Origin of the sequence: Synechococcus sp. W65.1 (genome assembly GCF_047461615.1) — a bacterium.
Taxonomy (GTDB): Bacteria; Cyanobacteriota; Cyanobacteriia; order Thermostichales; family Thermostichaceae; genus Thermostichus.
This window is the reverse complement of the sequence record NZ_JANSHI010000003.1, coordinates 1-24,977: the sequence shown is the minus strand read 5'-3', so window position 1 is coordinate 24,977 and position 24,977 is coordinate 1. Positions and strand designations below refer to the sequence as shown.

The following is a 24,977-nucleotide window of genomic DNA, read 5'->3' as shown; positions in this document are numbered from 1 at the left end:
TTGGGTAGTCAGGTGCTGTAGGCCACTGCCTCCACGCAACTCGAGTTAGCTGGCGTGGCCGCTCGCACGGCTCGGAACATGCCAAAGCGGCAGAGGCCGGTACTGAAGGCCAGGTGCATGAGTAAGAAAGTGGGCACCTCCCGCAGCGACTTGATCAGGCCCACCAAGCCAAACTTTAGCAACCCCTCCGGCCGGACAACCCCCTGCCAGATGGAATCTAACCAAGAAGGAAGGGTCTCTTGGGTCCAGTCAGCAGTCTCCACTCCCCCCTCTACCAGCCCTGTGGCTTCCAACGCTTCCACAAAGCCTTCGATGCTGGAAAAAGCGGGGTGCGCCCACTGGTCCAGCAACTGCCGCATCACCAGGCGCTCCCAAAAGTTGAGGGGCTTTTGGCGGTCGTCGCGCTGGTTCCAGTCTGCCACCACTAGAATGCCACCTGGCTTGAGCACCCGCAGCATCTCGCTAGCATAGCGGGCCTTGTCTGGCATGTGGGGGCCGGCCTCAATGGACCAGACGACATCGAAGCTGGCGTCGGGAAAGGGGAGGTCGAGGGCGTCGGCTACCTGAAACCGCACAGGCAGATCAGGAGGGGTGAGCTCTTGGGCCCGCTTCACCTGCTGCGGACTGATGGTAATGCCGGTTACCACAAAGCCATAGTCGCGAGCCAAGATGCGGCAGCTGCCGCCAATGCCGCAGCCTACATCCAGCACTGTTGACCCCGACGGCAGCCGATCCAGCCCGCCCCAGCGCACCATCTCATGGACAAAGTCGTGCTTAGCCTGGATGAAGTTTTTCCGCCGCGGCGGGGATCCGTAGTGGCCCAGGTGGATGTGTTCGCCCCAGTAAAACTCCAGGATCCCGTCCCGCGTCCACTCGTCGTAGGCGCGGGCTACCGACTCAGGAGAGCGATACTTGCGAGCAGTCAGCACGTAGGCCGCTAGACCTACGCCTAGGAGCAAAACTGGGGCCAAAATCCAAAGCATTGGGCGCATGAATAACTAGAGGCTGCTCGAGTTAAGACAGACAGAATCCCAAAAGCTCACTAGGGCATTATAGCCTTGGAGAGCCAGTTTTCTTGACCCCGCGGAGGTTACTAGGCTCCTCCTCGCGAGTCTGAGAGATACAAAAAACAGCGCCCTTCTCCCTGCTAGCAGCAGGAAGACTTCTGGCGCTTCTTGCAAGGGGCCTCTTTGAGGATCCCCCCAAAGCACTTGCTTGGAGGTCAGCTCATGCTAACTCGCGTACGGTCGTAAGTCAAGCGGAAGGTGGGATGCACTTTCCCTTGGATACGATTCCAGAAGTTGCGCACATTGGTGTGCAGGCCAACCCGCTCTGTACCGCGTACCAGCATCGCCTGCTGCCGAATTCGAATAGCGCGTTGGTGGCCCGCCATCAGCCGACGAGCTAGCTCATCCAAAACGTGGGAACGGCCAGGGGTTGCTGCCGCCTCGGAGGCTACTGCTGGAATCTCTTGAGCCACTGCCTCAGCAGCTTTGGGACGATAGGCTACTCCCCGGTAGAGAAAGTCCAAGTTGGTGGACAAAACCAGCGGCTTGGTTAGGTGGCGGAACCGCCAGTCCAGCCCTCGATAACGGCCCCCCACCTTGCCAGGGGAAACGGTCACGGTCGCCGGTGAGAAGGTGTAACCGACACCACGGTAAGAGAGTTTCATCATCTTCGCCTCCAAAGTTGAGAGTTGTTGGTATCCCCTTCACCTCCCAAGGTGAGAGGTGAGCTGGGATATTTTGCAAACAGCTACAGGGGTTGAGGCGCGTTCCTTCGGGATAGCTCCCTACTTCCGTCCTCTGGCTGTGGGGTTGCTCTTGAACCCGCCAGAGGATGAACGATGTCTTCATTTCGTATTATAAGCTACGGTTTTGAGGTTTTCTAGGTAACCTTTAACAAAAATTTTGGCCGCTCTCCCCCGGGGCTACCCCTGCTGGACTGGAGTGCGCGGGGATCTGTCCACGCGGCTGAGGGAAGCAGTATCGTGGAAGAGCCCTTAGGATCGGCTACAAAAGTTCATATTTCGGGGTGGGTGTCCCTGTGCAGGAAGACTTTCGCCTGATTCTGGACATTGCCACAGTACTGGCGGCAGCGGCAGCAGGAGGGCTTCTAGCGGCACTGCTGCGGCAGCCAGTGCTTTTGGGTTACTTGCTAGCCGGGATCCTAGTGGGGCCGACAGGGCTGGGGTGGATTAAAGAGGTGGTGCAGGTGGAAACCCTGGCCCAGTTTGGCGTGACCTTTTTGCTGTTTACCTTGGGGGTGGAGTTTTCCCTCAAAGAGCTGCGCCAAGTGCGCGGGATTGCTCTAGGCGGCCTTTTGCAGATTGGCCTAACGATTGCAGTCACAGCGGTGCTAGCGATGGCCAGTGGCTGGCTGACGCCGGTGCAGGGGATCTTTTTGGGAGCGGTGCTCTCCTTGTCTTCCACGGCGGTGGTGCTCAAAAGCCTCACCGAGACCAACCAGATGGGCACGCCCCAGGCCCAGGCCATGCTGGGGATCTTGATCGTGCAGGATTTGGCGGTAGGGCTAATGCTGGCGGTGTTGCCAGCTTTGGATGCTCCCCTGCCAGAGCTGGCGGGATCCCTGGCTAAGTCAGTAGCGGAAATTGGCCTGGTGGCAGTAGGAGCAGTGCTGGGGGGTATTTGGCTGGTGCCCGCCTTGCTGCGGCTATTGGCCCAGCAGGAGAACAAAGAGGTATTCCTACTGGGGGTCATCAGCCTCTGCGTGGGGATTGCTCTCCTAACCGAGCGGCTGGGCCTTTCCAGCGAGATCGGGGCTTTCATTGCGGGGCTGATGATTTCGGAAGTGGAATACGCCGACCAAACCCTGGCCTACGTAGAGCCCTTGCGGGATGTGTTTGCTGCCCTCTTTTTTGCTGCCATTGGCATGCTCATCGATCCCCGCTTCATTGCTGACCACCTGACGCTGATTCTGGGGCTGGTGGGGCTAGTGATGGTGGGCAAGTTTTGCCTGGTGGCGCCTCTGGCTGGGCTGTTTGGCTACCCCCTCCCGGCGGCGGTGTTGGTAGGGCTGGGCCTTTCTCAGATTGGCGAGTTTTCCTTTGTCCTGGCCAGCGAGGGGCAGGCCCTGGGACTGGTGTCGCGGCAGCTGTATTTGCTCATTGTCAGCACCACTGCTGTTACCTTGCTTGTCACTCCCTTTTTGCTTAAGGGCGCGCCGGGGCTGCTGAGGAAACTGCAAGGGATCCCCTTCTTGTCTCGCTGGCTAGCAGCAGACGAGCGGCCTCGCGACCTGGATGCCAGGGCTCCTCAAGAGGGCCACGTGGTGGTGTGCGGCTATGGTCGGGTGGGGCAGGATGTGGTGCGCATTCTGCAGGCCCGTCGCTATCCCCTCTTGGTAGTTGACTCCTCGGAACAGGTCATCCAACAGCTGCGCTCGCAGGGGATCCCCTACCTCTACGGCAATGCTGCCAGCGCCCTGGTGCTGGAGAAAGCTCGCCTGAACCAAGCTCGCGCCCTGGTCATTGCCTTGCCAGATTGCCTAAGCACCCGCCTCTGCCTCAAACAAGCGCTAGAACTGGCGCCCCACTTGGAGGTAGTGGTGCGGGCCACTCACGAAGAGGAAGTCGAACAGCTCTACCAGTTGGGGGCTAGAGAAGTCGTCCACCCGGAATTTGAGGCCAGCTTGGGGCTGTGCAGTCACCTGTTGCTCCAGCTGGGCGAGCCCCTGGAGGTTGTCCAGCAGGAGATCCTAGCCATCCGCAGCAGCCACTACCGCAACCTGCGACCTCTCCCCCCCAGTTGCCTAATCCCCACGTCTGTCAGCTGGCCGCCACCACCTCCTGCTAACGGCAGCCATGACGCTAGTCCCTCGGAATCGGTGCTGGCTTGGTGGGAGCAGTGGCGGCGCCCCGGGCAGCCGGAATGGGCAGGGATCCCTAGCTCGGCTGAGTGAGAACACAAGCTGGGGCAAGATTAAGCTGAGTGACTTACTCTCTGGGAGGTCTCTATGCGCTGGCCTGTTTGGCTACCCAGACCACTCGCTTGGTTGAGAGCCTTTGCTCTGCTTGCCCTTTCGGCTCTCGTGGCAGGGGTAGGGAGGACTCTTCTATTTTGGGGAGCAGTAGCCAGCGCTATTTTCGAGAACAAGGCACTTCTGGGGGTAGCCTTTGCCACGACTTGGGTGTCATGGCGTGCCTTGTTGCCTACGTCCATCATTGGCTCACCGGCCCAGAGAACAGGCGTCACCCCACCTTGAGAAGTTGGAGAGAAGGGATTGTGGCGATAGGCGTGGCTGGGGCCAGCTCGGTTATAGGGTAGTTTCAACGCTGCCCTCAACTTGGTCAAGTGGTATCTGGCTACCTGCAGCTTGCGGGGGAGAGAATTCAGCAGCAGCAACTACCCCCGCGGTGGCGTTGCCGCTTCCGGGTAGATAACCAACATCCCCTCGTAGAGGATCTGGCCGGGCTGCAGCTCCAAGCGATCAATGCGCACACCTGGATCCAACTGGATGGGAAAATCTGCCAGGCCAGGGATAGGGATCTCCTGACCTTTACTTATCCACACAGGGTTAACCAGCCGCAACTGGCTAGGGCCCTGAGCCTGCAGCCCAGTCACCACCGTAACGGGCACCTCCGCCCCCTCAGGAGTAACCAGTTGGGCCCGGATGCGCAGCCGCCCTGGCTCTAGGGCAACCTGGGGCTGGCGGATCAAAAAGGGAACCGTTTGCTCTCCAAAGGGCAGTTGCACCCGCGCTTGGGCCAGTTGCGACTGGATGAGGGGAGCCTGCAGGGTGCGATTCAAGTCTGCTTCCGTGAGGCGCAAGCTTACCTGCACTGGCACAGGGGCCAACAGCCGCAGGGGGCTGCGCCCTTGAATAGCTTCCCCCACATTGAGGCGAATATCTTGGCCCCGCAGCCGCAGATGGCTGATCTGGAAGCCTTGGTAGATGAGGTTGTCTCCTGAGACCTGAGCTTGAGGGATCTGACCCTTGAGAATCTGGGCGTCGGAACCGGCAATTTGCACCTGCAAGTTGTCCACCTGCTGCACCTCAGAGCGAATCCAGGCAGCCACCAGAGGATTGAGCAGGGATCCGGCAATTTGGGCAAAGGCAGGCCAGGGCAAAAACATAGCAGGCAGGCCAAGCAGCAGAGCAAACCCCAGCCGCTGCCCCCCGGCGGAGGGCTGTTGTTGGCGGCTAGTTGTTGGCTTCAGGGGGAGAGAGTCCTGTTCAGGCCAAGATGGGGACAGCACGAGGCACCTCAGGGGAATAAGAACCAAAAGGCGAGAAGCTAGGGGGCTTTCTCGGGCCAGGCTAGGACTAGATTACGACAGGGCGGTGGCAGCGCCCAGGGGCTTCTCGCGCACTCTTGGGGAAGCTAGCCGTCTATCAACTGCCACCAAAGATACCCCAACCGCAGGTAGTGAAGCCGCAAGCCAGGGAAAGGGAAAACCCGCGGCGGCTGACGAAAGAGGGCACTGATCTGGGGTCGATTACCGGCGATATCCTGAGCCAAGATTTTGCCCGCCCACACCCCTGTGGCCACACCGCTGCCATGGTAGGCTAGGCCGTACCACAGGCTGGGATCCGTTGGCGAAGGGCCGATGTGAGGGTGAAGCTGGCGGGAGAGGCAAACCAAGCCATTCCAGGCGTACTCAATCTCCACCCCCTCCCAGGCGGGAAAGAGGCGGTAGAGCCGCTGCACCATCCAAGCTTGCAGGCGCTGCCGTTGCGCTGGGTCGTCGCAGGTGCCATCCCGCCCCCCAAACAGCAGCCGCCCATCGGGCAAGAGACGGTAGTAGAACAGAAGCCGCCGCGTGTCGTAGACAGGGGTCGGATCCCACCAGCCCTGAGCTTTTTGCTCCGCTGGCGTCAGGGGGCGGGTCACCACGATGTTGGAAAGCACCGGCAGCAGGGATCCCGCCAGTTGGGGATAGAGGTGGGCTGGCGTGTAGCCGTTGGTGGCAATCACTAGGTGGCGCGCCCGCACCGTCCCCCCCGGTGTATGGCAAAGGTGGTAGGATCCCACTTTCTCCCAGGCGATAACCGGGCTAGCACTGTATAGCTGGGCTCCCCACCGGCGGGCAGCCTGAGCTAGCCCCTGGGTAAGCTTGAGGGGGTTGAGGCCAAAACCAATGCCAATGTGGAGAGCGCCGTAGTTCTCCCGACTGTCGAAGCCCCGCTCCCGCAGCTCTTTGGGGCTAAGGAGCTGAACGGGGTAGCCGGCCACCTGGGTGTAGATCTGGTATTCCGCCTCCAACTCCTGCCAAGCACTGGGGCGATGGGCCACCGCGTACCAGCCCTGGCCCTGGGCATCCAGGGAAAAGCCCTCGGTAGCAGCCAGCTCTTGGACGGTTTCCACTGCCTGCCATTGATCCCGGTAGTAGCGCTCCGTCTCCGCTAGCCCTACCCGCCGTACCATCTGGGCGTGAGTCAGGCAGCTTGCCCCCACGCCGCAGAAACCGCCATTACGCCCCGAGGCTCCCCAGCCCAGGGATCCCGCCTCCAGCAGGCAGGCGGAAATGCCGTGATCGCGGACTAGGTGCAGGGCTGTCGAAAGCCCTGTGAACCCGCCCCCAATGATGGCTACCTCAGCCTCCACCTGCCCTTGCAGAGGTGCTGGGTGTCGCCAACTGGAGTCTGCTATCGTGCTGTCCCAGTAACTGCCAACTGGATAGGAAGGATCGTAGGTTCTAGCAGGATAGGGGTTTGTTTTGGGGCAAAAACTCCAAGAAAGCATAGAAGCCCTGAGGTCAAGAACTCGTTCTAGAAAGTTCAGAAAATCCGCTTCTGCAGCAGCAGCCTCTTCGGCAGCGAGCAGCAGTAGGAAGCTTTGCTGCCTGTCCCCGCTGGCCAAGGCCCTGCAGCAGCTACTGAAGATGGAAAACAGCAGCAACTGTTGCCCACACCCCTTACTAGGGGCGCATAGCTAGCTAGCTACCCCCCTCGCCTGAGCTAGGGTAGGGGCGGGGCGGATCCCCTGCCGGGATAGACAAATTGGACAAACTTTCCCTCTGCCCCAATGAGCCTTTCTGCTGGCCAAAGGGTGCGGCTGTTGCCAAAGGCTGGTATTCCAGCCCTAACCAGGGCTGCAGTCTCGACTGTTACCGCTAAGGATTTTGGTGAGCAGGTAGAGCTTGTCCATCTTTCTTTCCAAGGTCAAACCGCTTTCCCCGCACGGGGAAGCCAGGCTGCCCAAGCCAGCGCCCGTGTCACCGACCCAGTAGCTTCACCAGCAAAACGCCCAACCCGTACAGGAACGTGATCGCGCCGGCTAGGAGGCTCTGGGTAAGGGGATCCGTGGAAGGGGTAAGAATGGCCCCCGCCACCACTGAAGCCACAACGACGTAGCGCCAGCCCTTGAGCATCTGCTCGGCAGTTACCAGCCCCAAAGCCCCCAGCAGTGCCTGCAGAATTGGCACCTGAAAGGCCAAGCCAGTGCTGAACATCAACAGCAGCACAAACTCAAAGTAGCGATCGATGGACCAAGCCTGCTCCACTACCCCTTCCCCATAGCGAATAAAGAAGTTCAGCGCTGCCGGAAGGAGAAGGTAGTAGGCAAAGGCTAAGCCCGCCACAAACAAGAGGCTGGATCCCAGCACCGCCGGTCCCAGCAGCCTGATCTCCCTGACGCTTAGCCCTGGCAACACAAAGCGGACGATTTGGTAGAGCAAAAAGGGCGTGGCCAAGAGCAAGCCGGCATAGGCCGCTACCTTGAGGGAAACGAAGAAGTACTCGCCCGGCGCCAGTTGCAGGAAGGTTACCCCCCGGGCTGGCACCTCCAGAAAGGCAACAAGGCGGTTTACCCCCAAAAAACAGGCGACGATGCACAGGCCCACAGCAATGAGGCTGGCCAAGAGGCGGCGGCGCAGCTCCTCCAGGTGCTCCACCAAGGTCATCTCGACCTCGTAGGGAAACTCTGGATTGGGCACCCGCGTGGGCGCTTGCGCTGGCGCAGCTTGCTGCGAGGAGTCAGTCTCAGAGGCGAGGGGCATGAGCCGGCTGGCAACACAACCTTTCCCGCTATCTTAGCCTTGCCCCAGCCTCAAGGAAAAGCGCCCGCCCAACACGCCCCCCTCAGCATGGGTCAGCGCACCGCTGTCCCAGGAAACTCTTTTAGGTGGCGGTTAACGGCAAGCGAGGGGAGCCAACTTCCCCTCCCAGGTAAGATGGTTACGCGGTGCTAACTGCCAGCTTTGCGGCAAGACAGCGTCTATTCCAGACTGGGGATGGAGGTATGGGACAAGGGCAACTCCGGCGCGGCATCCTAATTGGTCTGGGCCTGCTGGCGGCCATGAGCGTGTGGGTAATCGCTTGGCTGCTCACCCAAAGTCCGCTGGCCTTGTTGCTGGTTCGCCATGAGCTGCCGCCGATTGTGGGCCTGGCCCCCCGCTCCACCCAGGCGCTGCTGCTGCTAGCTGTTCCCCTGGAAAATCTGCAGGCGTTTTGGCAAGCGGCAACCCCCGCCTCCCAGCGACGCGCTACCCGCCAGCAGTGGCGCAAATTTTTCTCCAGCGAAGGTCCAGGATGGCTGGGATCCCTCTTGGCGGGGGGATCCCTGAATTTCGAGCGGGAGGTGCAGCCCTGGCTGGGAAAAAGCACCCTCTTGGCCAGCTTGCCGGAGTGGGGCACCTTGGTTGCCCTGGAAATCCGCAAGCCAGCGCTGGCGCAGTTTGAGCTCAACCTGTTGTGGGAGCGGCAGAGTTTGGCCGGTCTGCCGGTCCAGGTGGACACCTACAAGGGCATCCAGGTAGTCTCCAGTCCGCTGCCAGGGTTGCCGGGGTTTGCGGCAGCCCTTTTCGGGGAGCGCTACGTGCTGTTGGCAGAGAAGGCAGCAGCCCTTCGCGCCGCTATCGATGCCTGGCAGGTGCCGCAGTTGTCGCTCATGGCCGAGCCGCAGTTTCGGCAGGTCATCCAGGCGCTGCCACCGGCGCAGGTAGGTTGGGCCTTCTGGCAAAATCCGCAGCCGGCCTCCGCCGAAGGGTTGACCTTACAGGCGGTGGGGCTGGGGCTAGGGGTGAGCTTTCAGGGTTTGCTAGCAGAAACGGCTGCCCTTTGGCATACGCCTGCCAACTTTGCCCTGCCTAGGAGCGAAGCTTTTCGTCCCCAGGTTATTGGTCAGCTGCCCGACGAGACGCTGGCGCTGGTGTCCGGCCGCAACTGGGCTGTCTTTTGGCAAAGCCTGGGCCAGGTGCAGCCCCTCCGCCTTCTGGGATTGCCGCTGGATCCGGGTCAGTGGGGGCCAGCCCAGGTCGACCTGGACTGGCAGCGGCTGGTGCCGGAAACGGGAGAGTTTGCCCTTGCCCTTCTACCCGCGGATGGGAAACCGGCCTGGCTCTGGGTTGGCAAGAGGCCGGAGGCACCGACGCTGGATGAGCGGGCAATTGCCCAGGGCTGGCAGGTGGTGTCGATGGCAACAAAACACGGCGTCGCCACCGCCTGGAGCAAACCCGTAGTCCAGCCCCTAGCAGAGTTGGTGCCTCAGAACCTGCCCGCGATCCCAAAGCCGCCGCCGCTAGCCCAGGTGTATCACGCTGACCGGGACGGCTATTCCTATCTGGCTTCGTCTTTGGCGGCTCTGGAAGCGGCCCTGGCAGATCCCCCCTTGAGCGCCACTCGTGCCTGGCGCCGCCTGGTGGCTCCCCTGCCTCACCGCAACCTGGGTTATGGATATGGATCCTTAGGCTTACTGGAAACCTGGCTGCCTCAGCTTTCGGGATCCCGCTGGTCATCCACTCGCTTTGCCTTTGCCACTACTGCCCTGAAGTTCTCTGAAGCTCCCTACCCCGATCGGGGCTGCTGGCTTCTCCAGAGGGGCAAGCTGTTTTGGCAGTGGTATTAGACTATCCAGGGATCGCGGCAGCCGGGGTAGATGAACTTGGCCAAATAGACTTGGTTGCCCGTCTCGTTCCATTCCACAAAGTCAAAGATTTGGGTCAGCAGGAGCACCCCCCGGCCCGATTCCTCTGTTTCCAAGAGGCCGCAGCGGCAGCGCTGCAGCTCCTGCTGGGGACAGAAGCCGGATCCCTGATCCCGCACTAGCCACTGGTAGAAGCGCTCGGAGCTGGTGTATTCGACGATCACCCTCTTGTTGGGATCCAGACCATTGCCATGGCGGACAGCGTTGATGAGGGCTTCTTGCAGGCCCAGGCGTACCTCTGCCCTCCAGGGAGGAGGAACTTTGGCAACCAACAGATCCAGAATCGGCTGAGTGTAGAGGGTGGAGGGAAAGCTGATAACGCTCCAGGAGCAATGGGCGGGTTTTAGGGACAGGGCAATCACAGGGGCGGTCTTCCCGGCGCACAACGCTCTTGTCGATCTTAGCAATGGCCGTCTGCGTCGGCCGGCGCAGGCCAGTTTGGGGAAAGGGATAGCTACTTTTGCCGTACCATCTTGAGTGGTGAAGCTCTTCGCGGTTACCTCTGGTGTTATGGCGATCAAAGTTGGCGATAAAGTTAGGGTGCGCTCCATTCGCGATCGCGGGCAGGAAGAGGTGAGCGCCTTGGTGGGCAAGGAGGGCGTGGTCCTGGCGCGGCGGGTGGTCGATGGCAGCGGCATTGGCTATATCCTGGAGTTTCCTGACCGCTCGCGGCACTGGTTTTTCGAGAGTGAGGTGGAGGAGGTCGATTCTAACCCGACGCAGGAGAAGGCTCGCTGAAGCGCTGGAGGTGGCCTAGCAAGTTTCCCTATGCTGGTGTTTCGGCTTGGTAGCCAGCTTCGGCGCCGTTGTAGAGCTAGGGAAGCTTATAATATCTTGCCGTTTTGGGAGGTGGCTGTGGCTTCTCCCCATCTAAATCGCCGTTTGTTGGCCCGCCAGATGGCTGCGCAAGTGGATGGCCTGACCGTCAAAATGGCTGCCGCTGCCCTAGAGGCAATGCTAGACAGCATCAGCCAATGTCTGGCGGAAGGAGGATCCGTGCGGCTGGCGCGCTTTGGCACCTTCTTGCTGCGGCCCCGTCCGGCCCGGCAAACCTATCACCCCCGCACTAAGGCTCCTGTCCACATCCCGGCTGCCCAAGTGCCCTATTTTGTCCCCAGCCCGGAGCTGGGACGCCCTAGGAGAAAACGCCGAGGGGATTGAGAAGCGCCGGCATCCGTCTAGAATGGCCGTTCTGGTTTGGTTTCGCACCGATTTGCGCCTGCTGGATCACCAGCCGCTGACGCGCGCTTGCCAGCAGGGATCCTTCCTCATTCCCCTCTACTGCCTGGATCCGCGCCACTTTGGCCGGACGGCCTTTGGCTTTCCTAAGACCGGTCCTTTCCGCGCCCAGTTCCTGCTGGAAAGCCTGGCTGACCTGCGGCAGCAGCTTCGGGCCCGCGGCTCTGATCTGGTCATCCGCCAAGGCCAGCCGGAGCAGGTGATCCCGGCCCTGGCGCGGGAGTGGGGGGTGAAGGCTGTCTATGCCCACGAAGAGGTGGGCACGGAGGAGGAGGCGGTTGCCAGGGCCCTGCAGCAAGCGCTTCAGCCCTTAGGGATCCCGCTGCACCTGGAGTGGGGCCACACCCTCTACCATCCTGCTGACCTCCCCTTTGCCCTGGCAGACCTGCCGGAGGTGTTCACCCGCTTCCGCCAGCAGGTGGAAGCCAAGGCCGCCATTCGCGCTCCCCTGCCCATCCCCTCCCTGCCGCCCCTGCCGCCAGGGCTGGACCCTGGCCCTCTGCCCACTCTGGCGGAGCTGGGGTTGAGCTTGCCGCCGCCGGATCCCCGCGCCCGCTTTGTCTATACCGGCGGCAGCACCGCTGCCCAGGCGCGCCTGCAGACCTATATCTGGGATCTGGATCGGCTGCGCGTCTACAAAGAAACCCGCAACGGCATGCTGGATCCCAACGACAGCTCGCGTCTTTCTGCCTGGTTGGCGTTGGGTTGCCTTTCTCCTCGCACGGTGTATGCCGAAGTCAAGCGCTACGAGGAGGAGCGGGTGCGCAACGAATCCACCTACTGGCTGGTCTTCGAGCTGCTGTGGCGGGATTACTTTCGCTTCATCCTGGCCAAGCATGGCGCCAAGCTGTTTCGTCCCTCGGGGATCCAAGGGATCCCCATCCCCTGGCAGCAGGACTGGGACCGCTTTCAGGCTTGGTGCCGCGGCGAGACCGGCTACCCTCTGGTGGATGCCAACATGCGGGAGCTGGCCGCCACTGGCTTTATGTCCAACCGCGGGCGGCAGAATGTGGCCAGCTTTCTCACCAAGAACCTGGGGATCGACTGGCGCTTGGGGGCGGAATGGTTTGAGTCGCTGCTGATTGACTACGACGTGGCTAGCAACTACGGCAACTGGAACTACACCGCCGGCGTGGGCAACGATGCGCGCGGCTTTCGCTACTTCCACATTCCCAAGCAATCTCGCGCCTACGATCCCCAGGGCCACTACCTACGCCACTGGCTGCCGGAGCTGGCCGGAATCCCGGGGGACAAGATCCACGAGCCCTACCGTCTCAGCGCCGCTGAGCAAAAGCAGTTTGGCGTGCGGCTGGGGGTAGACTATCCCCGCCCCGTGGTGGATTTGGAAAAGTCCCTGCAGGCCAGTCGGCGGGCTTACGAAGCGGCCCTGGCCCGTCACCGTCGCACCTAGGGGGATCCCCCCGAAACGGGAGTGGCGGGCTGGGGGACGACGCGGCTAAGACGCCGCAAGCCAGGCAGGCCAGCATCCACCACCACCAAGCTGCCGTCTGGCAAGGCAAGCAGAGAGCCAGGCCGCTGGAAGCGAGCTGAGACCACCGGGCCATCCTGCCAGCCAGGCTCATCCCCCCCGGCCAGGGTAGAGACCTGCCCGCTGGGCTGAAGACGGCGAATGCGGCGGTTGTCTTGGTCGGCCAGCCAGAGGACCCCCGCACTGTCGAAGGCCAGCCCTGCAAGGGTTTGAAAACGGGCCTCCGCCAGAGGGCCATCGCGGTAGCCTGCTTCCGCCTGGGAGAGGGTGGTCAGGTGTCCGTCGGCAGAGAGCCGGCGCAGGAGATGCCTATCGGCAATCCAGAGGTTACCCGCCTTGTCCACTGCCAGAGCTGTCGGCTCCAGAAGCTGGGCTTGGTCTGCCGGCCCATCGGCGGATCCCGGCTGGCCGGTGCCAGCGGCCGTCGTCACCTTGCCCGTGGGAGTGATGCGGCGGATGCGGCGGTTGGCGCGATCGGCCACGTAAAGGCTGCCGTCCAGACCCAGGGCCAGGCCAAAGGGTTCGCGAAACTGCGCCTCGTCGCGCTCTCCATCTCGGTGGCCGGCTGAACAGGTGCCGGCAAAGGTGCTCACCCGCCGCTGTCGGCTGATGTAGCGCAGGCAATGGTTGCCGCTGTCGGCCACCCACAACCCCCCCTTGGGATCCCAAAGTAGCCCTTGGGGGGAGTGAAACTGGGCCTGCTCCGCCACCCCATCCCGGTGGCCGGCCTTGCCGCTGCCCGCCCACACCTCCAGTTCCCCTTCGGGGGAAAGCCGGAAAATGCGGTGCTGGGCCGGGTCGGCTAAGTAAAAGAACCCCTCGGGGTCTGCGGCAATGCCGCCGATCTGCTGCAGGGAGATCCCGGCCTCCCCCTCGTTATCGGAGCTGCTGCCCTCCGGCTTGGCTGCCGCAGCGGTGCGGCCATCGAGGAGGGTCTCCACTCGCCAGCCCGAGGCTGCTGTAGGAGTGGGGGTGGGAGTGGGCCACTCGTCAATCCAGGTTCCCAGTCCTTGTCCTTCAGCGTCGGCCACCGCCACCCAGACCGTGCCGGAAAGGGAGGCTGGCGGCATCACCGTCAGACTGTTGCGGCTGCGCGAGCGAATTTCCCCCCTCAGGATGCGCTCCGGATTGGCGGCTGAGGCAAAAAGAACGCTTTCCACCCGCTCCAGATTTTCCCCCGACAGCAACAACGGCTGGCCAGGCGCCGGCACCCCTGCCCCTGCGTGCAGCAGCGGCACTTCCACCTCGGAGAGCACCAGCAGGCTCAGGCGGCGACTGCTGCTGTCAGCGCTTCCAGAGCGGGCAGAAAGAGTCAGGGATCCCTTTCCTTGTGCCAAGGTGGTGGATCCCCGATAGGCAACAGCCCTAAGCTCGGCTTCGCCAGCGGGCGGGTCGGTAAAGGTGAAGGTGGCTGGTTGCCCCGGGCGTAGGGGCGCGTTGGCAGTCTGGCGATAGCTGCCCAGGTTAATGCTCAGGTCGATCCCTTCCACCCCCGGCCAGGTAGGGGTGCGGGCCAGCCAGCGCTCCACCTCAGAAGCCGGCAGCTGGGCCACCAGATCGGATCCCTGTTCTTGGAGCAGCAAAACGATGCGGTTGCTGGGCACCGCCAAACCCGATTGGCGGGCCTGTTCGAGTGTGAGGGCAAAGGTGGAAAGACCAAGGGGAGTTGGCGTGAAAACTGGCTGCAGGGTAGAAGGGGGAACAAGGCTGGGAGAGACATTCGAGGAAGAGAGCTCGCCGCAGGCTGAGAGGGCCAGCACCAAGGCACTGAGTGCAGGCAGGGAGAGCAGCGCAGGGGAAACCCGTCGTGGCATCGTGCAGCTCATCCTCTCCCACAAGCTGGGAAGTGGCAGCAACCCAAACCCCCCATGTTGACACCGACTACCTAAAAGCCGGCAGAAATCGCTCCGCTGCCTTCTTTTGGACAGCCGCGCCCCAGCGTCTATTGGGCAAGGAGAAGCCCCCGAACCACCGTCCTGGGCCTTTAACCCTAACTCTATTCATGCTTAACCTGTCTCACCCAAGGGTGAGTTGCACCCCTCACTCCCTCTATCCTTACGCAAATCCCTTTCGAAAAGCCAGCTGCAATCTGATGCTTCCTAAGCCAGGTCTGTTTTTGTTCGCCCAACGGTCAGAGACGGGATCCCGAGCAGAAGCTTTCGCTGCCGTCGCTTCTGGGGATCGACACCCCTCCAGCTTGCCTCCGCCCCAGGCAGAGCTGAGGACTACCGGCACCCCTAGCGCAATCCAGGTTTCTGCTGCCAAAGAGGTGGGGCTGCCCCAAGCGGCAGAGCAGCCAGAAGCAACAAGCTCCCCCACCGGCGAAGGGCTTGGGTTCATCTTGCCTTCCTAGTAGCAAGATACCGCCGGATGCCCCTTAATGTACCAGCGCCACGGGAGCTCCACCCCGCGGGTAATGCCGATGCGGGTGGTCTGGACAATGGGGAACTGTGCCTCCCAGGCAGGGGATCCCTCCAGCCAAATGCCTTCCTGGCCGACTACCACCGGCTCCAGCCGCCAGCCGTTGTGGGATCCGTCAATGCGCAACGCCTGACAGAGTAGGCCCGGACCCGCCGCCACCCGCGCCGGTTTCATGCGCTTATTGGCCGGGATCCACTCCGGCAGGCAATCCAACTGGGCTGCGCGGATTAGAACGGCTGACGCGATCCCCTCCGCGTCGGTGACGATGTTCAGGCAGTGGTAGAGGCCGTAGATGCGATAGACGTAGAGATGCCCTGGCGGCCCAAACATCACCTGGTTGCGGCGGGTCTTACGGCGATAGGCGTGGCAGGCCGGATCCCCGGCTGTATAGGCTTCTGTTTCCACAATCTGAGCCCGCACCTGCAGCCCATCGGCAAATTGCCGCACCAGCACCATGCCCAGCAGAGCAGGCGCCACCATCGGCGCCGGCTGGCTCAGCCAGTCCCTAGCGTCCACCGTAGGCTCACTAGCCCTCAGCCCCCTGCCACAGCAGGGACAATGCTCACCTCATCTCCATCCTGCAGAGGGGTGTCGGATCCCTTCAGGAAGCGAATGTCTTCGCTGTTAACGTAAAGATTGACAAAGCGGCGCAATTCTCCCCTCTCATCGCACAGCCGCGCCTTGATGCCTGGATAGCTTTGCTCCAGAGCCTCCAGCAGTTCACGGATGGTGGATCCCTCGCAACTCACCACCTCCTGGTTCCGGGTGAGCGCCCGCAGCGTGGTGGGAATTAACACCTTGACTGCCATAAGCCCAGTGCTTCGTCCATCGACCAACATTAGAAGACCAAGGTAGCAGCACCCTGTCAATGCCGTGAATTGTTCACGTTGACCCCCTTGACCCGAAGGCGGGTCTGTACCAGGAAAGTTCTTGGGGGATCCCCCCTCTTCAAACCGAGGCCTCCTGCCAGTCCAGCCGCTCCAGGGTGCGGGCCCGCTCCAGCGCCTGTTCAAAGCTCTCCAGCTTGGGCGAAATTACCAGCGGGTGGCCCACATGCGCCTGCACCGCCTCCTGGGTTTTCAAGCCATTACCGGTAATATAGGCTACCGTAATCGCCTCGGGATCGAGCTGGCCGGCTTCGGCCAGGCGTTTGAGCACGGCAATGGTGGTGCCGCCAGCCGTCTCGGTGAAGATGCCCTCAGTCTCGGCCAGGAGCTTGATGCCGGCAATGATCTCGGGATCCGTGGCCGTCTCGATCTGGCCGCCGGTCTTGCGGGCAATCTCCAGGGCGTAGATGCCATCAGCGGGGTTGCCGATGGCAATGGATTTGGCGATGGTGTTCGGCTTAACGGGAGTAACAAAATCCCGCCCCTCGCGGAAGGCCTGGGCGATGGGCGCACAGCCCCGGGCCTGGGCGCCGTGGAAAATAACCGGCTTTTCTGCCACTAGGCCCACCTTCACGAACTCCTGAAAACCTTTGTAAACCTTAGTGTACAGGGATCCCGACGCCAGCGGGATCACTACCTGATCCGGCAGTTGCCAACCTAGTTGCTCCGCCACCTCGTAGGCCAAGGTTTTCGAGCCTTCTGCGTAGTAGGGGCGCAGGTTGATGTTGACAAAGCCCCAGCCGTAGCGATCCGCCACCTCGGCGCAGAGGCGGTTCACCTGGTCGTAGTTGCCCTCCACGGCCATGACGGTGGGCCTGTAGATGAGGGACCCTAGTACCTTGCCTGCCTCCAGATCCGCCGGGATGAAGATAGTGCACTCCAGGCCGGCATGGGCGGCAATGGCAGCCGTGGAGTTGGCCAAATTGCCCGTGCTGGCGCAAGAGACCGTGGTAAAGCCCAGCTCCTTGGCGCGGGTCAAGGCTACCGACACCACCCGATCCTTGAAGCTGAGGGTGGGCATGTTGACGGCATCGTTCTTGAGGTAGAGGTTTTTTAACCCCAGTCGCCGCCCCAGCCGCTCCGCTTTCACTAGGGGAGTCATGCCGGTGCCGACATCGATAGGGCGCTCCGAAACCACCGGCAGGAAAGGCCGATAGCGCCAGATAGACAGCGGCCCGGCTTGGATGCTCTGCCGGCTGACGACGCTCTTGAGCCAGTCGTAGTCGTAGACCACTTCCAGGGGGCCAAAACACAGGTCGCACACGTGCTTGGCGACCGGCTCGTACTCGGCCCCACATTCGCGGCAGCGCAAACGGCTAAAGCCCACCTGCGGGTTGCGCAAGGCAGAGTTGGAGGGCAAATCAGCAGAGCCGAGCAGGCGTTGGGAAAGGGTTGGCGTCATAGGAAGCCTTCAGCGGGAGAAATGGATCTGGCTTACCCAGCCCGAGGTCAATCCTATCACCCGCGATCTAGCCCGTCAACCAAACCCGACTAAAATAGTCTGGATTTGGCTCTGGCCAAGAGGCAGGAAGGTTCCTACCCTGGAGTGTCAAGTGACGAGCAAGGGACTGGCTGGCGCTGCTGGGGTCAAGGGCCCCCACAATCTCAGGCGTTGCCCCTCTCGCTAAACTGGAAAAACAAGCTGAAACAATCTGATGCCCTTTGGGATCCCGGTACTCACCAGCAGAAGCCAGCGTATGCTCAAAGTCGGACGGGACAACGTGGACTTTCTTGACCACTACGACGTGATCGTCGTGGGTGGGGGGCACGCCGGCTGTGAAGCGGCCCTAGCGTCAGCGCGACTGGGCTGTAGGACCTTGATGCTGACGTTGAACTTGGACAAGATTGCCTGGCAGCCTTGTAACCCCGCCGTGGGTGGCCCGGCCAAGTCGCAACTGGTGCATGAGATTGACGCCCTCGGCGGTGAGATGGGCAAAGTTACCGACCGCACCTATTTGCAAAAGCGGGTGCTCAATCGCTCGCGGGGCCCAGCAGTATGGGCCTTGCGGGCGCAAACCGACAAGCGGGAGTACGCGCGGGTGATGCGCTCGGTGGTAGAAAACCAGCCCAACCTGACTCTTCGAGAGGGCACCGTCACCGACCTGGTGCTGGGGCTCAACGAGGAAGTGGTGGGCGTGGTTACCCATTTCGGCAGCGTCTTCGGCTGTCGGGCGGTGATCCTGACCACGGGCACCTTTCTGGGAGGGCGCATCTGGATTGGCCGCCACTGGCAACCTGCTGGACGTGCGGGGGAATTTGCCGTCGAAGGCCTGACTGACACCCTGCGCCAACTGGGCTTTGAGACAGGCCGGCTGAAGACGGGCACCCCTGCCCGCGTGGATCGCCGCAGCGTTGATTTCTCCGTGATGGAGCGGCAGCCAGGGGATCCAGACCTACGCTGGTTTAGCTTTGACCCAGAAGTGTGGGTGCCGCGGGAGCAGATGGACTGCTACCTCACCTACACCACGCCGGAGACGCACCGCATCATCCGGGAGAACCTCCACGAGACTCCTGTCTACGGCGGATGGGTGGAGGCCAAAGGGCCGCGCTACTGCCCCAGCATTGAAGACAAGATCGTGCGCTTTGCCGACAAGGAGAGACACCCTGTCTTTATCGAACCCGAGGGGCGGGATCTGCCGGAGCTCTACATCCAAGGGTTCTCGACGGGGATGCCCGAGAAGATCCAGATCCAAATGTTGCGCTCCTTGCCCGGCCTGGAGCGGTGCGTGATGCTGCGGCCTGCCTACGCGGTGGAATACGACTATCTGCCGGCCACCCAGCTCTATCCCACCCTGATGACCAAGAAGGTGCAGGGGCTCTTCTGCGCCGGCCAGATCAACGGCACCACCGGCTACGAAGAAGCAGCAGCCCAGGGGCTCATTGCCGGGATCAACGCCGCCCGGTTGGTGCAAGGCAAACCCTTAGTCACGCTGCCGCGCGAGTCCAGCTACATCGGCACCCTTATCGACGACCTCTGCACCAAAGAGCTGCGGGAGCCCTACCGCATGCTCACCAGCCGCTCCGAATACCGCCTTATCCTGCGCGCCGACAACGCTGACCAGCGCCTCACTCCTTTAGGGCGAGAGTTGGGCCTCATCGACGACCGCCGCTGGGCTCTCTTCCAGGCTAAACAGGCTCGTATTGCCGCCGAGATTGAGCGCCTGGAAACCCAGCGGGTTAAGGCCCACGACCCCGCCGGGATCCACCTCAGCCAACTGACTGGCCAGGGGATCAAAGGATCCGCCACCTTAGCTGAGCTCCTGCGCCGCAACCAGATCCACTACGCCAACCTGCTGGAGCTGGGGTTGGGAAATGAGGAGCTGGATCCCTTTGAGCAGGAGGCAGCGGAAATTGCCGTCAAATACAGCGGCTACATCCAGCGGCAACAAGCCCAGATCGAGCAGGTGAGCAAGCAGTACCACCGCCCTCTTCCTCCCGATCTGGACTACCACTCCATTCCCACCCTCTCCAAAGAGTCGCGGGAGAAACTGGCAGCAGTCCGGCCTCTGACCGTAGGCCAGGCCGCTCGCATTGGCGGCGTCAACCCTGCCGACATCAACGCCTTGCTCATCTACCTCGAGGTGAGACAGCGTCAGAGAGCGACGGCAGAACCTGTTGGCAGCTCGCGGTAATCTTTGCGCCCAGCCGTGTAGAGAGCAGGGATCTCCTCCAGCGCCATGCGCGAAGCCACGCCCAAATCCAAGGGGGAGACCTCCCCGCGCAGCCAGTGACAGAGGCCGGCTGCCCCAATCATGGCGGCGTTGTCGGTACAGAGGGCAACAGGCGGGATCACCACCCGCAGGCCCTTTTGCTGACCCGCTTCCAGAAGGCGAGCGCGCAGCTCCCGGTTGGCAGCCACCCCGCCAGTCAGCAGCAGGGTTGAGAGGCCAAGAGCTTCGGCGCAGGCCACTGCTTTTTCCGTGAGGACGCGCGTTAGGCAGGCCTGAAAGCTGGCGGCAATGTCGGCAATGGGCAGCTCCTGGCCTTCCTGCTGCAAGTGCTGGACGAGGCGCAGCACAGCCGTCTTCAGGCCACTGAAGCTGGTGTCGTAGGGGCGGTCTAGCTTGCCTTCCGGCAGGGGAAAGCGATGGGGATCCCCTTGTTGCGCCCAGCGGTCGATCTGGGGCCCCCCCGGGTAGCCCAGCCCCAACAGCCGCGCCACCTTATCAAAGGCTTCGCCGGCAGCATCGTCGCGGGTGCGGCCCATCGTCTGGTACTCTCCGTAATCCTTCATCCAGATCAAGCTGGTGTGGCCTCCCGAAACCAAAAGGCACAGGCAGGGAGGTTGCAAGTCGGTTGTGGCCAAAAAGCCGCTGAAGAGATGGCCCTCCAGGTGATGTACCCCAATCAAGGGCTTATCGTAGAGTAGCGCCAAGGTCTTGGCCGCCATCAGCCCCACCAGCAGGGATCCCACCAGGCCCGGCGCACAAGTTACGGCAATGGCATCCACCTCGGCTACGCCTAGCCCGGCCTGCTGCAGCGCTGACTCCAGTACAAATGGCAAAGTTTCCACATGGCGGCGGGAGGCCACCTCCGGCACCACACCTCCGTAGGCTGCATGGAGGTCGATCTGGCTAGCTACCACCGAGCTGAGCTGCCGCGGGGCAAAGGTTGGCCAGGTTGGCTCCGCCTCCACCACCGCCACAGCCGTTTCGTCGCAACTGGTTTCAATGGCAAGGACACAGGCCATGGGAAAAAGGGGTGGGAATGCCTCAGGATCCTTAAGAATTGTGTGAGCTAAAACCCGGGATCCCTCCGGATAAGGCGCTCAGGAGTATGATACTAACCGTTTGGTGCTCGTTGCTTCACTGAGCATTCCTCCCCATTGAGTCCCTAGCTCAAGGACACATCCTGCCATGCGAACCCTTTTGAGTCTCCTTTTGGCCCTTTGCCTAGTGCTTGGTTTTACCCAGGCAGTGCAGGCAGAGCCTTTGATTGGCTTGAAGCCTTGTAGCGAAGTTCCTGCTTTCCAGGCTCTACGAGATCAGCGCCTGAGCAGCCTCGAAGAGAAAATCCGCAACGCTAGCCCTGAGTTGGCTCCCCTTTACCAGCAAAAGTTGGTCCAAACCGAAAAGCGTTTTGAGCGCTACAGCAAGCTGCTCTGTGGCGAAGAAGGCTTGCCTCACCTGGTTACCGATGGCCGCTGGAGCCATGCAGGTGAGTTTCTCATCCCTGGCTTACTTTTCCTCTACCTTGCCGGCTGGTTGGGCTGGGCAGGCCGCTCCTACCTAATTGCCGTTCGCGATAGCGAGGAGCCGGAGATGAAAGAAAGTATCATCGACGTTCCCTTGGCGCTGCGCTGTTTCCTCACGGCTTTGGCCTGGCCTGCCGCTGCTTTCAAGGAAATTGCCAGCGGTGAAATTCAAGCCCCAGAGGAGGCTGTTCCCGTCTCTCCTCGCTGAGGAAGGAACTGAGTCAACCCATTCCCTGTGAGAGGTCGATATGGCTGACTTCACCAAATTTCTCACCACCGCTCCGGTAGCCCTCATTTTGTTTTCCAGCTTCTTCCTTGCCCTGTTTATTGAGATCAATCGCTTCTTCCCTGACATTTTGACGTTCTAAATAAAGGGGTAGGGATCCCCACAGAGCCTCGGGGATCCCTGCTTCTCTTAGCCTGGACACAAGATTGCCTCATGCCTGAGTCCCCTGTCGACACTGCTCCCTCTGGCAAGGAATACATCACGGCCCCAGAAGGGGATCCGCAAATTGGCAACCTCCAGACACCGATTAACCACGCGCCTGCCGTTCGTCTCTTCCTAAGTTGGCTGCCGATCAACCGACCGGGAGCCAGTCCTATCTGGCGGGGTCTGGAAATTGGTATGGCCCACGGCTATTGGCTGGTGGGGCCCTTTGCCAAGCTCGGGCCTTTGCGCAACGAGCCTATTGGCCTGCTGAGTGGCTTCTTGGGAGCCTGTGGCCTCATTTTGATCCTGACGGCGGCCCTCTCTCTCTACGGCACCGTCTCCTCGCCGCGCCATGGCGGGCCAGTCCAGGGATCCCAGGCCTGGAGCGAATTGGCTGCCGGCTTTTTAATAGGGGGAGTGGGGGGAGCCATCGTTGCCTACCTGCTTTTGCTCAATGGCGATCTCCTGTTTCCCCCCTTTCGCTAATTTCCAATTTTTGTCAGCAGCCGTGAGCGATCCACTCCTTGGACTTGATCCCAGTTCCGAAAGATTGCCGTCGACCGAGATCCGTCGCCTGTCGCCGGCCGCCTTAGCTTACTTGGGGGATGCCATTTACGAACTCCACGTGCGGCGGCAACAGTTGTTTCCCCCAGATCGCTTAGAGCGCTACCATCAGCGGGTGGTGAGGCGGGTGTGCGGCTCGGCTCAGGCCAAGCTGCTGTTAGCGCTGCTACCATATCTCAGCCCTGAAGAGCAGGCTATTGTCTGCTGGGGCCGCAATGGTTGCGGTCGCCCACCTCGGCATCTGCCCCTAGCCGACTATCAAAATGCCAGTGGCCTGGAAACCATCCTGGGCTACCTCTACCTCACCAATCCCGACCGCTTGCGCTCCATTCTTGCCCTCACCGATGTTTTGGCTGAGATGATTTAGGTCTTCCTCTCATGCCTAAGCCTTCTCGCCTACGCAAGTTGCGGCGACCCATGGAGCCCAAGCCCGAAGCGGAACAAGAGATCATCTACGGTCGCCAGACTTTACTTGCGGCCCTGCGGAGCGGTGCTACCCTCAACCGGGTTTGGGTGGTGCCGAGGCTACGGTATAGCCCCCAGTTTTTGTCGCTCTTGGAGGAGGCCAAAGCGCGCGGCACGGTTATTGATGAGGTCTCTCCCCAGCGGCTAAACCTCCTTACGGGTGGAGCCAACCATCAGGGGATCGCCGCCCAGGCTACCCCTTATCGATACGTGGATCTAGAAGAGCTGGTGGAGCGCAGCCGCCAGGCTAGCCCCCAGCCGGTGCTGGTGGTGCTAGACGGGATTCAGGATCCCCACAACCTGGGAGCTATTGCCCGTAGCGTGGAGGCGTTTGGCATGCAGGGGATGGTGATCCCGCAGCGGCGGGCGGCAGGGGTGACCGCGACAGTGATGAAGGTGGCAGCTGGCGCTCTCTCCACCCTGCCCGTGGCGCGGGTGGTGAACTTAAATCGCGCTCTAGAGTACCTTAAAGAGCAAGGGTTTTGGATCTATGGCACCACCAGCCAGGGAGCTGCCCCCGTCTATAGCGCCGACTTTCGCCGACCCGTCGCCTTGGTGATTGGATCGGAAGGGGAAGGCATTAGCCTGCTTACCCAGCGCCACTGCGACCAACTGCTGTCGATTCCCTTATCGGGCCGCACGGAAAGCTTGAATGCTTCGGTAGCAGCGGGCATCGTCCTCTACGAGATCCACCGGCAGCGCTCCCCTCACCAGCTCAAGCGCACTGAAACATTTCTCAACAAATTCTCAACAAACGCAGTAGAATCTAAGTGACTGCAGGCAGTTCCGAATGTTTGCTGGCACTTCTTAGCGGGGGATCGATCCTGTGAGCAACCCTTTGACTAGTCTTCTGAAGAGGTTGATCAGCCTCTTGGATAGGCTGCGCGGCTTAGCGGTTTGGATCGAGATTGCCACCGACGACTGCACCTACTATTACGGCCCCTTCACTAGCCTGGAAGAAGCAGAAGCGCACAAAGGCAGCTATATCGCCGACCTGAAGGCGGAAGGGGTTCAGAAGATCGAGGTTCAGATAAAGAAAATGCGCCAGCCGCAGACGCTAACAGTGGCTCGCACCTCTTCGCAGGCGGGTTCTTGAGGGCCGTCATGGTTTACCAGATAACTGTCCACCACCGGGGCCAAACCTACCGCTTTCCTGCGGCGGCGGAGCAGACGGTTTTACAGGCGGCTCTTGAACACGGCTTAGAGCTGCCCTCTTCCTGCCAAGCAGGTGTCTGCACCACCTGTGCAGGGCGACTGAAGTCGGGATCCGTGGCCCAGCCTAACGCCATGATCGGGCCCGAGCTCAAGGCTCAGGGGTTTGTCCTGCTGTGCGTGGCCTATCCTACCTCCGATCTGGAGGTGGAAACAGATCAGGAGGAAGAAGTCTATCGTTTGCAGTTTGGCCGCTAGCTCTGCCCTCCCTGGTTGGCGTGAGTTCAGCGTGAGAAGACTGTGAGGCTACATTTTCTGCGTCTAGCTTTGCCCCTGAGTTTGCCGCTTTCTGCTGCTCAACTGGAGGGATCCCTTCTCCACCAAGTCGCCCGAGAGCTGGGGCAAACGGCCCGCCTCCTGCGCTGGAGTCTGACGGCGGTGGAGGGGGATAGGGTTTGGGTAGAGGTGGTGGCTACTACCGACAATGGCTACTAGATTCACGCTTAGCCAGCTTCTAGCCCCCTCTAGGGGGTTGGGAGCCAGCAAGCTGATAGCTACCAGCAGTGCCCTCGTTAGCTTTTCTCGTTTAGCCAATGTCTGTATCTGAACCAGCTTCACCAGCTCCAACTTTGGCCGAGCAGCGCCCCCCTGTCGCCCTCACCATTGCCGGATCCGATAGCGGCGGCGGAGCCGGCATTCAAGCGGATCTGCGCACTTTTGCCTTCCAGCGGGTTCATGGCACTTCCGCCCTCACCTGCGTAACTGCCCAAAATACCCTGGGGGTCAACCGCGTGGATGCGCTGCCGCCAGAGGCAGTGGCTGCTCAAATTGAAGCGGTGGTGCAGGACATTGGGGTGCAAGGGATCAAAACCGGCATGTTGCTCAATGCTGAGATCGTGCGCGAGGTGGCCCGCCAAGTGGAGCGCTGGGCGCTGCAGCCACTGGTGGTAGATCCGGTAATGGTCTCCCGCACGGGGGCCAAGCTGCTGGCGGAGGAGGCCATCCAGGCCATCCGCGAGCGGCTAATTCCCCTGGCTCAGGTTGTTACCCCCAACCGCTACGAAGCCCAGATTTTGGCAGGGATGGAACTGCAGTCGCTGGCGGATATGGAGACGGCGGCCCGCCGCATCCACGCCCTAGGCTGTAAGGCTGTACTTGTCAAGGGGGGAGGCATGCCGGGAGAACTGCAGGGGGTGGACGTGTGGTTTGACGGCGAGCGGCTCGAGGTGCTCAAAAGCAAGCGGATCCCC

Annotated in this window: 27 protein-coding genes and 1 riboswitch; of the genes, 16 read left to right on the top strand and 11 right to left on the bottom strand. The window is 61.4% G+C overall.

Annotated elements, in window-relative coordinates:
• Positions 1-8: 8 nt before the first annotated feature.
• Both NW806_RS02450 and NW806_RS02445 read right to left on the bottom strand, forming a co-directional pair.
• Entirely contained in the window at positions 9-992 is a 984-nt protein-coding gene (locus NW806_RS02450) for a methyltransferase domain-containing protein (RefSeq protein WP_414409884.1), read from the bottom strand.
• A gap of 230 nt (positions 993-1,222) precedes the next feature.
• Positions 1,223-1,675, bottom strand: a complete 453-nt coding sequence (locus tag NW806_RS02445) for a DUF4278 domain-containing protein (protein WP_414409883.1) — start codon at positions 1,673-1,675, stop codon at positions 1,223-1,225.
• A 93-nt stretch (positions 1,676-1,768) separates the two neighbouring features.
• Positions 1,769-1,848, bottom strand: a riboswitch (Glutamine riboswitch).
• Positions 1,849-2,046: 198 nt separating this feature from the next.
• Here NW806_RS02445 and NW806_RS02440 point away from each other — a divergent pair.
• On the top strand, positions 2,047-3,921 hold the full coding sequence (locus NW806_RS02440) for a cation:proton antiporter (RefSeq protein ID WP_414409882.1): 1,875 nt from the start codon (positions 2,047-2,049) through the stop codon (positions 3,919-3,921).
• 443 nt (positions 3,922-4,364) lie between these two features.
• Here NW806_RS02440 and NW806_RS02435 read toward each other — a convergent pair whose 3' ends face one another.
• The 3 genes from NW806_RS02435 to tatC form a co-directional block, all read right to left on the bottom strand.
• Positions 4,365-5,219 (bottom strand): DUF2993 domain-containing protein, encoded by an 855-nt coding sequence (locus NW806_RS02435; RefSeq protein WP_414409881.1) that lies wholly within the window; start codon positions 5,217-5,219, stop codon positions 4,365-4,367.
• Between the two features lie 125 nt (positions 5,220-5,344).
• Positions 5,345-6,568 carry an NAD(P)/FAD-dependent oxidoreductase gene (locus tag NW806_RS02430; protein ID WP_414394673.1) on the bottom strand — a complete coding sequence of 408 codons (1,224 nt, stop codon included), beginning with the start codon at positions 6,566-6,568 and terminating at the stop codon, positions 5,345-5,347.
• 610 nt (positions 6,569-7,178) lie between these two features.
• Positions 7,179-7,865: a twin-arginine translocase subunit TatC gene (gene tatC, locus NW806_RS02425; RefSeq protein WP_414409967.1), complete on the bottom strand. Its 687-nt coding sequence runs from the start codon at positions 7,863-7,865 to the stop codon at positions 7,179-7,181.
• 338 nt (positions 7,866-8,203) lie between these two features.
• Here tatC and NW806_RS02420 point away from each other — a divergent pair, with 338 nt between their 5' ends.
• On the top strand, positions 8,204-9,808 hold the full coding sequence (locus NW806_RS02420; protein ID WP_414409880.1) for a DUF3352 domain-containing protein: 1,605 nt from the start codon (positions 8,204-8,206) through the stop codon (positions 9,806-9,808).
• Here the strand turns inward: NW806_RS02420 and NW806_RS02415 are convergent.
• Positions 9,805-10,248 (bottom strand): ATP-binding protein, encoded by a 444-nt coding sequence (locus NW806_RS02415; RefSeq protein WP_414409879.1) that lies wholly within the window; start codon positions 10,246-10,248, stop codon positions 9,805-9,807. The genes NW806_RS02420 and NW806_RS02415 overlap by 4 nt on opposite strands.
• A 148-nt stretch (positions 10,249-10,396) precedes the next feature.
• On the opposite strand from NW806_RS02415, the gene NW806_RS02410 reads away from it, so the two are divergent.
• The 3 genes from NW806_RS02410 to NW806_RS02400 all read left to right on the top strand — a co-directional run bounded on the left by NW806_RS02410 (position 10,397) and on the right by NW806_RS02400 (position 12,536).
• Positions 10,397-10,624, top strand: a complete 228-nt coding sequence (locus tag NW806_RS02410; RefSeq protein ID WP_414405707.1) for a cytochrome b6f subunit family protein — start codon at positions 10,397-10,399, stop codon at positions 10,622-10,624.
• A 96-nt stretch (positions 10,625-10,720) separates the two neighbouring features.
• Positions 10,721-11,047, top strand: coding sequence for an HU family DNA-binding protein (locus tag NW806_RS02405; RefSeq protein WP_414409878.1), 327 nt, complete (start codon positions 10,721-10,723; stop codon positions 11,045-11,047).
• A 22-nt stretch (positions 11,048-11,069) separates the two neighbouring features.
• On the top strand, positions 11,070-12,536 hold the full coding sequence (locus tag NW806_RS02400) for a DASH family cryptochrome (protein ID WP_414409877.1): 1,467 nt from the start codon (positions 11,070-11,072) through the stop codon (positions 12,534-12,536).
• Here NW806_RS02400 and NW806_RS02395 read toward each other — a convergent pair.
• Positions 12,533-14,428: a hypothetical protein gene (locus NW806_RS02395; protein ID WP_414409876.1), complete on the bottom strand. Its 1,896-nt coding sequence runs from the start codon at positions 14,426-14,428 to the stop codon at positions 12,533-12,535. The two genes, NW806_RS02400 and NW806_RS02395, sit on opposite strands and share 4 nt — an antisense overlap.
• A 278-nt stretch (positions 14,429-14,706) precedes the next feature.
• Here NW806_RS02395 and NW806_RS02390 point away from each other — a divergent pair, with 278 nt between their 5' ends.
• Positions 14,707-14,967, top strand: coding sequence for a hypothetical protein (locus tag NW806_RS02390; protein ID WP_414409875.1), 261 nt, complete (start codon positions 14,707-14,709; stop codon positions 14,965-14,967).
• Here the strand turns inward: NW806_RS02390 and NW806_RS02385 are convergent.
• The 3 genes from NW806_RS02385 to thrC form a co-directional block, all read right to left on the bottom strand.
• Positions 14,964-15,551 (bottom strand): DNA-3-methyladenine glycosylase, encoded by a 588-nt coding sequence (locus NW806_RS02385; protein WP_414409874.1) that lies wholly within the window; start codon positions 15,549-15,551, stop codon positions 14,964-14,966. The genes NW806_RS02390 and NW806_RS02385 overlap by 4 nt on opposite strands.
• A 17-nt stretch (positions 15,552-15,568) precedes the next feature.
• On the bottom strand, positions 15,569-15,844 hold the full coding sequence (locus NW806_RS02380; RefSeq protein WP_414394685.1) for a ubiquitin-like small modifier protein 1: 276 nt from the start codon (positions 15,842-15,844) through the stop codon (positions 15,569-15,571).
• Between the two features lie 139 nt (positions 15,845-15,983).
• The gene (gene thrC, locus NW806_RS02375) at positions 15,984-17,324 is read right to left on the bottom strand and encodes a threonine synthase (protein WP_414409873.1); all 1,341 of its coding nucleotides are present in this window, start codon (positions 17,322-17,324) and stop codon (positions 15,984-15,986) included.
• Between the two features lie 295 nt (positions 17,325-17,619).
• Between thrC and mnmG the strand changes: the two genes are divergently transcribed.
• Complete coding sequence (gene mnmG, locus NW806_RS02370) at positions 17,620-19,554, top strand: tRNA uridine-5-carboxymethylaminomethyl(34) synthesis enzyme MnmG (RefSeq protein ID WP_414409872.1); 1,935 nt, start codon at positions 17,620-17,622, stop codon at positions 19,552-19,554.
• Here mnmG and tsaD read toward each other — a convergent pair.
• Positions 19,515-20,612 (bottom strand): tRNA (adenosine(37)-N6)-threonylcarbamoyltransferase complex transferase subunit TsaD, encoded by a 1,098-nt coding sequence (tsaD, locus tag NW806_RS02365; protein ID WP_414409871.1) that lies wholly within the window; start codon positions 20,610-20,612, stop codon positions 19,515-19,517. The genes mnmG and tsaD overlap by 40 nt on opposite strands.
• Positions 20,613-20,778: 166 nt before the next feature.
• On the opposite strand from tsaD, the gene NW806_RS02360 reads away from it, so the two are divergent.
• The 9 genes from NW806_RS02360 to thiD all read left to right on the top strand — a co-directional run.
• Positions 20,779-21,324, top strand: coding sequence for a Photosystem I reaction center subunit III (locus NW806_RS02360; RefSeq protein ID WP_414409870.1), 546 nt, complete (start codon positions 20,779-20,781; stop codon positions 21,322-21,324).
• Positions 21,325-21,364: 40 nt separating this feature from the next.
• The gene (locus tag NW806_RS02355; protein WP_099812540.1) at positions 21,365-21,484 is read left to right on the top strand and encodes a Photosystem I reaction center subunit IX; all 120 of its coding nucleotides are present in this window, start codon (positions 21,365-21,367) and stop codon (positions 21,482-21,484) included.
• Between the two features lie 71 nt (positions 21,485-21,555).
• A complete protein-coding gene (locus tag NW806_RS02350; RefSeq protein WP_414409869.1) occupies positions 21,556-22,032 on the top strand; it encodes a photosystem I reaction center subunit XI in 477 nt (158 codons plus the stop codon).
• Between the two features lie 22 nt (positions 22,033-22,054).
• Entirely contained in the window at positions 22,055-22,477 is a 423-nt protein-coding gene (locus NW806_RS02345; protein WP_414409868.1) for a ribonuclease III domain-containing protein, read from the top strand.
• 11 nt (positions 22,478-22,488) lie between these two features.
• Positions 22,489-23,349: a 23S rRNA (guanosine(2251)-2'-O)-methyltransferase RlmB gene (gene rlmB / locus NW806_RS02340; RefSeq protein ID WP_414409867.1), complete on the top strand. Its 861-nt coding sequence runs from the start codon at positions 22,489-22,491 to the stop codon at positions 23,347-23,349.
• Between the two features lie 64 nt (positions 23,350-23,413).
• On the top strand, positions 23,414-23,671 hold the full coding sequence (locus NW806_RS02335) for a DUF1816 domain-containing protein (RefSeq protein ID WP_414409866.1): 258 nt from the start codon (positions 23,414-23,416) through the stop codon (positions 23,669-23,671).
• Between the two features lie 8 nt (positions 23,672-23,679).
• Positions 23,680-23,985 carry a 2Fe-2S iron-sulfur cluster-binding protein gene (locus NW806_RS02330; RefSeq protein ID WP_414409966.1) on the top strand — a complete coding sequence of 102 codons (306 nt, stop codon included), beginning with the start codon at positions 23,680-23,682 and terminating at the stop codon, positions 23,983-23,985.
• 42 nt (positions 23,986-24,027) lie between these two features.
• Positions 24,028-24,222 carry a hypothetical protein gene (locus NW806_RS02325; protein ID WP_414409865.1) on the top strand — a complete coding sequence of 65 codons (195 nt, stop codon included), beginning with the start codon at positions 24,028-24,030 and terminating at the stop codon, positions 24,220-24,222.
• A 98-nt stretch (positions 24,223-24,320) separates the two neighbouring features.
• On the top strand, positions 24,321-24,977 hold a 657-nt coding region (gene thiD / locus NW806_RS02320; protein ID WP_414409864.1), incomplete at its 3' end, for a bifunctional hydroxymethylpyrimidine kinase/phosphomethylpyrimidine kinase.